Origin of the sequence: Sutterella parvirubra YIT 11816, from assembly GCF_000250875.1 — a bacterium.
GTDB lineage: Bacteria > Pseudomonadota > Gammaproteobacteria > Burkholderiales > Burkholderiaceae_F > Sutterella > Sutterella parvirubra.
In genome coordinates, this window is record NZ_JH605010.1 from 1,227 (window position 1) to 10,827 (window position 9,601).

A 9,601-nucleotide genomic window follows, 5' to 3' on the forward strand; every position below is an offset into this window, starting at 1 on the left:
GCCCGGGAGCCGCACCGCAAAGTCGACGATGACGTTCGCGTCCGCGAAGAGCTTCGCCTGAGAGACGTACTGCGAGGGTCCCAGCATCGTCGAGAGGATCGCCTCGAGTTGCGTCTCCCCGAAGGTCCCGCGGGTCTTGACGTTGGCGAGGACGTTCTGGAGGCGCGTCACGCTCTCCGCCATCCGGCGCATTTCGCCGAGACCGTTTTCCACCAACCCCAGCTTTTCGTCCACCACGCGGAAGCTCTGCTCGAGGCGCTCGTTCAGCGTCTTGTCGAGCTTTTCCTGCACGGTCGCGCGCATCGCTTCCAACTTCTCGTCGTTTTGCCGACGCATGCTCTCGAGCTCCGTCGCGAGCTTCTTGTTCAAGGCGTCCGCCGCCCCGGCGTTCGTCTCGACCAACTTCACGAGCCGGTCGTTCACCATCGTGTGGAGCGCGAGGAACTCCTTCCCGAGGCGCTCGTTCATGCCCTTCAATTCGTTCCGGGCCTCCACGGTCAGCGCCTGCACGGCTTCGCCCGAGCGGTGCTGCTCGCGCGAGACGAAGGCGGAGAGGTTCGCCATCCCCTGCGTCACGCGCGCGTCCGACTGCGCGATCGACTGCTCCAGGTCGCGCCGGGACTCCATCACGCCTTCGAGCACCGCGTCGACGACGGTCTCCGCCTGCGCGCGGGCCTCTTCCGGGTCGTCCCGGTCGGAAATCCGCTTCAGAAGCCAGGCCGCGAGAAAGAGGTTCGCGACCAGAAGAAGGAGCACCGCGCCCCAGAGCATGCCGTCGTTGACCAAGATGTTCGCCTCGGTGAAGTTGCGTTGAGGAGAAGTCTAGCGGAGGGCCGAAAAGCGCGTTCGGGGTCCTCTTTCGAAGACCCCGAATGCGTGACGCCCGAAGGCGTTCCGCGCCATCATGGAAGCGCATCTTTGAGCAACTCAGCGCTTCGTCCAACGGCCCCAAAGGTCTTTCAGACCGCCGAGCCCCGGACGACCGCGCCCGTCGGCATCGGGCTTCGGGAGTTCGATGCCCTCTCCTTCCTCCTGAACCTCCACGAGCTCTTCGGCCTTCGGGGATGCGGTTTCCAAACCTCCGGTCGCCGGAGACGGCGCACCTCCGCCTTCCTGCGCCGCCTTCTTGGCCTCTCTCGCCGCCTCATCGGCCCTGATGCGTGCCAGTGCGGCTTCGGCTTCCGGGGTGTTCGGCACCACGGGTTTTTCCGTCGGCGACCCCTCGCGGATTCTCGCCACCGCGCGGCGGTATTCGTCCTCGAAGAGCCGGCGCGCGGCGAGCGCGGCCTCGCCCGCCTCGTCTTCGTCCTCGGTGCCGTCGGGGACGCGCCCCTTCGAGGCCGCGACGACGTTCGACGCCAAGGCGACGCTCACGACGAGCTCTTCGTCCACGACGACGGTCTGCGCGTCCGCGGGGAAGAGCGCGATCGAAGAATGGTTCCGCAGCCGCACGACGATCTTGAGCCGATTGTTGAGTTCGCGCGCCACGTCGAAGACCCGCTTCATGCGGATCTCGTCCTGGAGCGCCAAAAGCATCACGGAGGCGCTCGTCACGTGCGCTTCGACCAAAATCATCGGGTCGGTCGCGTCCCCCGAAATCACGCCGAAGCCCTGCGCTTCCAATTGGTTCAAGGGCGCCGAAGGCGGCACGACGAGAATGATCCGGCGGTCGGCCGCGCGCAGGCCTTCCAACACCTGCCGCACGCCCTCGTTCCAACCGACGACGATGATTTGGCCCTTCCTGAAGTCCTTCCCGGCATCCTTCGGGAGTTCCTGATGCGGGGGCTGGCGCACCGCGGCTTTCTTCGCCCAGGGGAAGCGCAGCACCAAGCGGTTCCTCACCTTCGGGATCATCGCGAAGAAGACCGGGTTCACCGCGATCGTCACGATCGAAGCGGCGACGACGAGGCTCATCAAACCCTTGTCCGCGAGCCCCAGGTTGATCCCCTGCGCGGCGAGGATGAAGCTGAATTCGCCGATCTGCGCGACGCAGGCCGCCAAGGTGAGCGCCGTGTCGAGGGGCCAGCGCAGCAGGAGCACCAACCCGAACGAAACGCTCGTCGTCCCCAAGAGGATCAGCGCCGCCACGAAGAGAACGTCGACCGGCCGGTCGATGAAGATGCGCCAGTCGAGCATCATCCCGACCGAGACGAAGAAGAGCACGGCGAAGGCGTCCTGGAGCGGCAGCGAATTCTTCGCCCCCCGGTGCGCGTACCGGCTCTCCTGCATCACCATCCCGGCGAAGAACGCCCCCAGGGCGTAGCTCACCTCGAAGATCGCGGTCGCGCCGTAGGCGATCCCGATCGCGATCAGAACGACGGCGAGCGTGAAGAGTTCTCTGGAACCCGTGGCGGCCACGAGCTTCAGCACCCAGGGAAGCGCCTTCTTCCCCGCGACCATCATCAAGACGACGAAGAGCACGACCCCGGCGAGCGTCTTGGCGAGGTCCCCGACGATGGCGGCGCCCGAGACGTTCCCCTCACCCAGGACGACCTGCGCGAAGGGCGGCAGGCACACCATGATGAAGACCGTCACCAAGTCCTGCACCACGAGCCAGCCCACGGCCACCTGACCGTTCATCTGATAGGTGAGCCCGCGGATCTCCAAGGCCTTCGTGACGACGACGGTGGAGGCACACGAGAGCGTCAGCCCGAAAAGCACGGCGCTCCCGAAATTCCAGCCCCAGACGAAGTGTCCGAAAAGCGTGCCCAGAAGCGTCGCCAGGGCCATCTGCGCGACGGCGCCGGGCAATGCGACGCCCTTCACCGACACGAGGTCTCTGACCGAGAAGTGGAGCCCCACGCCGAACATCAGGAGCATGACGCCGATTTCCGCCGTCTGCTCCAGAAGGCTCTCGTCGACCGCAGGAAGGCCCGGAATCAAACCGGCCGAGACGCCCGCCAGGATGTACCCCACCAAGGCCGGCGTCCGCAGGAACCGCTCCGCAAGGTAGCCGAAGGGAAGCGCGAGGCCGAAGCCCGTCACGAGGCTCGTCAGAAGCGGCAGGGAGCTCGACATGGTGTGTTCTTGAGTGTCGGCCGTCCGTGGAGTTGAAGGGGTTGAGGAGGCTCCGCTCCGGGAGAAGCCCCGGGCGGATAGGAAGAAAGAGACGGCTCAACCGAAAATATTACGACCGGCCGCCTTGTTCAGGCGTTTCCGGCAAGTAAAAAAGAGCACGGGCCGCAGTCGACTCGTGCTCTTTTCGGGGAAGAACCGGGACGGGCTCGCCGCCCGTCCACGGGTTCTTCGGGAGGCTTCCCGGGCCTTACGCCGTCGGGAGCTTCGCCGTCACGCCCTGAACGAACCATTCCATCGAGAGGAGTTCCTGGTCCGTGGCGGTCTTGCCGGCGGGGATCACTTCGCGGCCGTCGTTCGTGACGATCGGGCCGGTGAAGGGATGGAATTCACGCTTTTCCATCTTCGCGTAGACGTCGCGCATCTGCTTCACGGCTTCCGGATCCGCGTCCTTCGAGACTTCGATCACGTCGATCATGTGCTCGGGCGCGCCGCCCCAAACGGGTTCGGGCTTCCAGGTTCCGTCCAAAACGTCCTGGATGCGCTTCTGATAGTACGTGTCCCAGAAGTGGACAACGCCCGCCAGGAGCATCGTCGGCGCGGCCTTCTTCATCGCGGAGTTGTAGCTGATCACGGGGATCTTCGCGTCTTCGCTGGCGGCGGCGACGGCGGTCGAGTTCGTGTGGTGCGTGATCACGTCGCAGCGCTGGCCGATGAGGCTCTTCGCGGCGTCGCCTTCCTTCGCCGGGTCGTACCAGGCGGAGGTCCAGACGACGCGGACTTCGACGTTCGGGTTGACGCTCTTGGCGCCCAGCGTGAAGGCGTTGATGCCCTGGAGCACTTCCGGAATCGGGAGCGCGGCGACGTAGCCGAGGATGTTCGTCCTCGTCTGCTTGCCGGCCAGGATCCCCGCCATGTAGCGCGCTTCGTAGAAGCGGGCCGTGTAGTTGTTGACGTTCGCGGCCGTCTGGTAGCCCGTGGCGTGTTCGAACTTCACGTCCGGGAATTCCTTCGCAACCTTCATCACGGCGTTCATGTAGCCGAAGGTCGTCGCGAAGATCAACTTGTTCCCCTGCTGGCAGAGGTCGCGGAGCACGCGCTCGGCGTCGGCGTTCTCGGGAATGTTCTCCAGCGTCGTGATCTGGATCTTGTCGCCGAAGAACTTCTCGACCTTCTGGCGGCCGATGTCATGCTGCTGCGACCAACCTTCTTCGTTCGCGGGGCTCACGTAGACGAAGGCCACCTTGAGGGGGCCTTCGCCCTTGTCGGCCGCGGGGGCGGCAGGCGCGGCGGCGCCCGACGCGGCGGGCTTCGCTTCGTCCTTGCCGCAGGCCGAAAGCATCAGGGCGGTGGCGCCCGCGAGGGCGAGCTTGAGAGCGGTGCGCTTCTGCATAAGCATGCGTGTACTCCAATGTCAGTAGTTGCGGAATGGAAAATATTGTAGGACCGGGCGGGGGACCCGTTCCCGGAAATCGGGTCGAAAAAGGCCCGCGAAGTTTCCCTCAGCGGGCCCGTGATTTGGGCGTCTGTCTGCCTTTACCCCTTGGGCGAGAACGGCTTCCCGAGCGAGGCCGGGACGTTCAGCCGGATCCAGGTCGGGTTCCTCGAAATGAGGACGAGCACGAGGATCGTCGCGAGGTACGGGGTCATCGACATGAATTGGGGCGGGATGGCGATCCCCATCCCCTGGAAGGCGAACTGCAGCATCGTGACGCCGCCGAAGAGGTAGGCGCCGATGACGACGCGAAGCGGGCGCCACGTGGCGAAGGTGACGAGGGCCAACGCGATCCAACCGCGGCCCGCGCTCATGCCTTCGACCCACAAGGGCGTGTAGACGAGCGAGAGGTACGCGCCCGCGATCCCCGACATGACGGCGCCGAAGAGGACGGCCGCGAGGCGGATCCCGGGAACGGAGTAGCCGAGGGCGTATGCGGATTCCGGCGCCTCACCCACCGCGCGCAGAATCAGACCCGCACGCGTCCGGAAGAGGAACCAGGAGACGAGCGCCAAGAGAATGAGCGCACCGTAGACGAAGGGATGAAGCGAGAAGAACGCTTCGCCCACGAACGGAATGTCCTTCAGAACGGGGATCCCGGTCGCGGCGCGCTCGGTCAAGGACGCGCCCTGGAGGGGCTTCCCGATGAAGGCCGAAAGGCCCGTGCCGAAGAGCGCCAGCGCGAGACCCGCGGCGTACTGGTTCGCGCGCATCCCGATCGTGAAGAACGCGAAGAGAAGGCCGAAGAGCAGACCCGCACCCGCGCCCGCGAGGAACCCGAGCGCGAAGCTTCCGGTCGCGTAGGTCGTGCCGAACCCGGCCACGGCCCCCATCAGCATGATCCCTTCGATGCCGAGGTTCAGAACCCCCGACTTTTCGTGAATCAGAATCCCGACGGCGGCGAGAAGGAGCGGCGTCCCGGCATTCAGGGTCGAAGAAATGATCGAAGCGGCGAGACTCATCGCGCGGCCTCCTTGCCCTTGGCCTTGGTGAAGCCCGTCCAGCGGAGTCGGTAGAAGATCATGACGTCGCAGGCGAGGATGAAGAAGAGAAGAAGCCCCTGGTAGACGCCGGTGATGGCGGAGGGGAGACCCAGGCGGCTCTGCGCGAGCTCACCGCCCAGATAAAAGAGCGCCATCACGAAGGCGGCGGGAATGCAGCCCAAGGGGGAGAGGCGGCCGACGAATGCGACGATGATCGCGGCGAAGCCGTAGCCCGGAGACACCGTGGGGGTCAACTGCCCCAAGGGGCCCGCGGCTTCGATGCCGCCGGCGAGACCCGCCAACGCGCCCGAAATCAGCATCGAGACCCAAATGAGGATCCCCGGGCGGTAGCCCGCGTAGCGCGCGGCCAGAGGGGCCATGCCGGACACCTTGAACTGGAACCCCATCGCCATGCGGTCCATGAGGAGCCAGATCCCGAAGGCGGCGATGAAGGCGATCAGAACGCCCGCGTGCAGACGCGTTCCCTCCAAAATGACCGGAAGGAGCGCCCCGGAGTCGAAGAGCTTCGTCTGCGGGAAGCCGAACCCCATGGGGTCCCTCATCGGGCCCTGCACCGCCCACGCGAGGAAGAACTGCGCGACGTAGACGAGCATCAAGGAGACGAGAATTTCGTTCGCGTGGAAGCGGTGGCGAAGGAGCGCCGTCACCGCGCCCCAGAGGGCGCCGCCCAACGCGCTCGCCAACATGACGGGAATCACGAACCAGGCACCCGTCGAGGGGTCGCACTGAAGCGCCATCCAGCCGCCGGCGACGGCGCCCATGATGAGCTGCCCCTCGGCACCGATGTTCCAGACGTTCGCCTTGAAGCAGACGACGAGACCGACCGCGCAGAGCAGAAGCGGCGTCATCTTTACGCCCACTTCGGTCCAGCCGCGCATCGTTTCCAGGGGCGCAATGAAGAACGTCCGGAGCGCGCGCACCGGGTCTTCGCCCAGCGCCCAGAAGAGGATGAAGCCGGTCACGACGGTAAGCGCGATCGCGATGGCGGGCGAGACCCACCGGAGCGACTTCGCGGGCTCCTGACGCGGCGTGAGGGTGAGCGGGAACTGGATCATCGGGCGTCTCCCTTCGAATTTTCTTCCCCGGCGTGCCGCAGGGGCGATCCGGGCCAGAGGCCGGACATCCAGCGGCCCACTTCCTCAATGTTGATTTGGTTCTTCGGCACGGCGGGCGAGAGGTGCCCGCGGTACATCACCGCGATGCGGTCGGAAATCTCGAAGAGTTCGTCGACTTCTTCGCTCACGACGATCACGGCGGCGCCTTCTTCGCGAAGGCGCATGAGCGCGTTGCGGATCACGGCCGCGGCGCCCACGTCGACGCCCCAGGTGGGCTGATTGACGAGAAGGACGCGGGGCTTGTTGAGGATCTCGCGCCCCATGATGAATTTCTGGAGGTTGCCGCCCGAAAGGCCGCCCGCGTGCTTGTGCTCGTCGGGGGTCTTCACGTGGAAGCGTTCGATGACGAGGCGGGCGAAGGCCCCGGCCTTGTCCTGAAGAAGGAACCCGCCCTTCTTCAAATCGTCACCCGTGAGGTACGTGTTCGCCTGAAGTGAAAGTTCCGGCACGGCGGCGTGCCCCAGGCGCTGCTCGGGCACGTAGCGGAGGCCCTTCGCACGGCGCTCTTCCGTATTCAACGTCCCCACTTCTTCGCCGAACAACTTCACGGCGCCCGGTTCGGTGCGGTATTCGCCCGCGGCCAGGGCCATGAGGCGCGCCTGACCGTTCCCGGAAATGCCGGCGATGCCGACGATTTCGCCGCTGCGGACGGAGAGCGTCGCGTTTTCCGTCCCGCAGACGCGTTCCGTCCCAGGCGTCGTCACGCCGCAGATCTCGAAGATCACGTCGCCCGGCGTCCCCACCGCTTCGCGGACGACCGGCGGTTCGTCGCCGATCATGAGGCGCGCGAGCGAAGCTTCCGTTTCCTGCTTCGGGTCCACGCTCGTCACGATGTGACCGGCGCGAAGCACCACGCAGCGGTCCGCAAGTTCGCGGATTTCGTCGAGCTTGTGCGAGATGAAGAGAATCGAGACGCCTTCGTCGGCCAGCTGGTGGAGCGTCACGAAGAGCTTGCGGACGGCCTGGGGCGTCAGAACGGACGTCGGTTCGTCCAGGATGAGGAGCTTCGGATTCGTCATCAGCGCGCGGATGATTTCGACGCGCTGGCGCTCGCCCATTGAAAGCTCCATCACGACCGCGTGCGGGTCGACCTGAAGGCCGTAGCGTTCGCCCAGGCGCACCACTTCCGCGGAGATGTCCGCGATCGACATGCGCTTCGTGAGGCCCAACGCCACGTTTTCCGCGACCGAGAGCGTGTCGAACAGCGCGAAGTGCTGGTGCACCATCGCGATCCCGAGTTCGCGCGCCTGCGCGGGGCTCTCGAGCGTGAGCGGGCGTCCGTCAAAGCGCACCTCGCCCTCATCGGGCTGGGTCGCGCCGTAGATGATCTTCATCATCGTCGACTTGCCCGCACCGTTTTCGCCGAGGACGGCAAGCACCTCACCGGGCGCCACCTCCAGGGTCACGCGGTCGTTCGCGACGATCCCGGGATAGCGCTTCGTGATGTTCTTCAAACTCAAACGTGGCGTCATCAAATTGGCTGGCGTCCGCCCTCCCCATATATATGTATGTGGGAAAGACCGTCCGCCTTGAGATTTTGGAGTGAACGAGCGGTGTCGGACCGGTTGCGGGTACCGGCATCCCGTCTGCGAAAACGACAAGAGGCCCCGACGGTCATGGAAGGGGCGCCGGGCGAGGAGAGGCGGCATCCGCCATTCGCCCGAAGCCGCCGCGATCCTGAAACGGGGGCCCAGATTTGAAGCCATCGAAACCGGGATGTCGGCCCGTCAAAAAGGGTCCGGCATCGGTGTTGACCCGCATTGTACAGGCGGGCGGTTTATTCCGTGAGTCGCAACGCCCCTTTTGCCGCCGGTACCGTGGTCTTTTTGTCTTCACGGAAAGAGAACCGCGTTTCACGTCCGTTTGACGCCCGGCTCATACCGCATATGCGGTATTTTGAGGAACCCGCCCTTGCTCTTTCCCTTCCGCTCACCTATAGTTCCCTCCTCACGCGGCTGTAGCTCAGTTGGATAGAGTATCTGGCTACGAACCAGAGGGTCGTGGGTTCGAATCCTGCCAGCCGCGCCATATTCAGAAACCGCAGTCACCGAAAGGGACTGCGGTTTCGCTTTTCCGGGGCTTCTTTCCGATCCCGGAAAAGGTCATCAGGACCCTACTTCGGCCGCCCGACAAGGACCTTTGAGGCGCCTTTCGAAAATTCTTTTTCGAGCTTTCTTGCCTTTCCCGCGGCTGATGTGTTAATCTTCTGCTTCTCGGCTGATGCCGAGCGCCTCAGCGGCAGTCCCGGCTGAGGATGACGAACGGAGAACCGGCGCCTCGACCGCGCCTCTTCGTCGGGACGACTGCGCGGAGAAGTGGCAGAGAGGTCGAATGCACACCCCTGCTAAGGGTGCAGGTCCGAATAAGGGCCTCGGGGGTTCGAATCCCCCCTTCTCCGCCATTGATTGCTGAAGATCCCCGATTCCTTAAGGAGTCGGGGATTTTCTTTTGTCTGCGTTCTTCCTCTCTTTACCTCACCCGAGCGAAATGCCCGAGCCCCGGTCGACCTGGGTCTTCGCGGCCCAGTCGCGGAAAAGCGAGCGCACCCAGGCGTGCGCCGGGTCGCGGTGGACCGCCTCGCGCCAGACCATGACGCCGTGGCGCACGATGCGCTTCGCGCCACGCTTCGCTTCGCCCGCGGCTTTGGGCATCGGGACCCACACGAGGTCGTAGTGCATCCTCACGCCCCGGCTCCCGAACCCGGGCGAGAGCATGATGAGGTCGGACGCCTCAAGGGTGGACGCCAACTCCAACGCGGACGAGGTCGTGCAGACGACGCCCTGATCGGCGCGCTCGTCCTTGAAGACCTGACGGTCCCAATTGGCGTTCCGGTAGTCGGCGCTCACGTCCATCGCGATGCGCCCATAGGCGTCGAGGTCCCCGAGGGTGAGCGTCCCTGCCTCGTGCTTCGCTGCGAGCGGATGCTCGCGGCGCATCAGAATGCCCAACTCGATCTCAAAGAGCGGCGCCGA

At 65.0% G+C, this 9,601-nt stretch carries 7 protein-coding genes and 2 tRNA genes; 2 read left to right on the forward strand and 7 right to left on the reverse strand.

The annotated features are described in order from the left end of the window. The 6 genes from rmuC to HMPREF9440_RS08620 form a co-directional block, all read right to left on the reverse strand. On the reverse strand, positions 1–786 hold a 786-nt coding region (gene rmuC / locus HMPREF9440_RS12210), incomplete at its 3' end, for a DNA recombination protein RmuC (protein ID WP_245523599.1). 141 nt (positions 787–927) lie between these two features. Continuing rightward, positions 928–3,018, reverse strand: coding sequence for a cation:proton antiporter (locus tag HMPREF9440_RS08600; RefSeq protein ID WP_008543380.1), 2,091 nt, complete (start codon positions 3,016–3,018; stop codon positions 928–930). Between the two features lie 247 nt (positions 3,019–3,265). Next, the gene (locus tag HMPREF9440_RS08605; RefSeq protein ID WP_040765284.1) at positions 3,266–4,408 is read right to left on the reverse strand and encodes a BMP family ABC transporter substrate-binding protein; all 1,143 of its coding nucleotides are present in this window, start codon (positions 4,406–4,408) and stop codon (positions 3,266–3,268) included. A gap of 143 nt (positions 4,409–4,551) precedes the next feature. Beyond that, positions 4,552–5,472 carry an ABC transporter permease gene (locus HMPREF9440_RS08610; protein ID WP_008543382.1) on the reverse strand — a complete coding sequence of 307 codons (921 nt, stop codon included), beginning with the start codon at positions 5,470–5,472 and terminating at the stop codon, positions 4,552–4,554. Next, positions 5,469–6,569 (reverse strand): ABC transporter permease, encoded by a 1,101-nt coding sequence (locus tag HMPREF9440_RS08615; protein WP_008543383.1) that lies wholly within the window; start codon positions 6,567–6,569, stop codon positions 5,469–5,471. Before HMPREF9440_RS08615 ends, HMPREF9440_RS08610 begins: the two co-directional genes overlap by 4 nt. Continuing rightward, on the reverse strand, positions 6,566–8,101 hold the full coding sequence (locus HMPREF9440_RS08620; RefSeq protein ID WP_008543384.1) for an ABC transporter ATP-binding protein: 1,536 nt from the start codon (positions 8,099–8,101) through the stop codon (positions 6,566–6,568). Before HMPREF9440_RS08620 ends, HMPREF9440_RS08615 begins: the two co-directional genes overlap by 4 nt. Before the next feature lie 479 nt (positions 8,102–8,580). Between HMPREF9440_RS08620 and HMPREF9440_RS08625 the strand changes: the two genes are divergently transcribed. Beyond that, positions 8,581–8,657, forward strand: a tRNA-Arg gene (locus tag HMPREF9440_RS08625). A gap of 281 nt (positions 8,658–8,938) precedes the next feature. Then, a tRNA-Ser gene (locus tag HMPREF9440_RS08630) sits at positions 8,939–9,030 on the forward strand. A gap of 73 nt (positions 9,031–9,103) precedes the next feature. On the opposite strand, the gene HMPREF9440_RS08635 is transcribed toward HMPREF9440_RS08630, so the two are convergent. Beyond that, positions 9,104–9,601: type 2 periplasmic-binding domain-containing protein (locus HMPREF9440_RS08635; protein WP_172634298.1), on the reverse strand; the 498-nt coding region annotated here is incomplete at its 5' end.

What these genes read in the sequence shown, in the direction of transcription:
- HMPREF9440_RS08615 (WP_008543383.1), bottom strand. Translation starts at nt 6,569, where the DNA reads ATGATCCAGTTCCCGCTCACCCTCACGCCGCGTCAGGAGCCCGCGAAG.
- HMPREF9440_RS08605 (WP_040765284.1), bottom strand. Translation starts at nt 4,408, where the DNA reads ATGCAGAAGCGCACCGCTCTCAAGCTCGCCCTCGCGGGCGCCACCGCC.
- HMPREF9440_RS08620 (WP_008543384.1), bottom strand. Translation starts at nt 8,101, where the DNA reads ATGACGCCACGTTTGAGTTTGAAGAACATCACGAAGCGCTATCCCGGG.
- HMPREF9440_RS08600 (WP_008543380.1), bottom strand. Translation starts at nt 3,018, where the DNA reads ATGTCGAGCTCCCTGCCGCTTCTGACGAGCCTCGTGACGGGCTTCGGC.
- HMPREF9440_RS08610 (WP_008543382.1), bottom strand. Translation starts at nt 5,472, where the DNA reads ATGAGTCTCGCCGCTTCGATCATTTCTTCGACCCTGAATGCCGGGACG.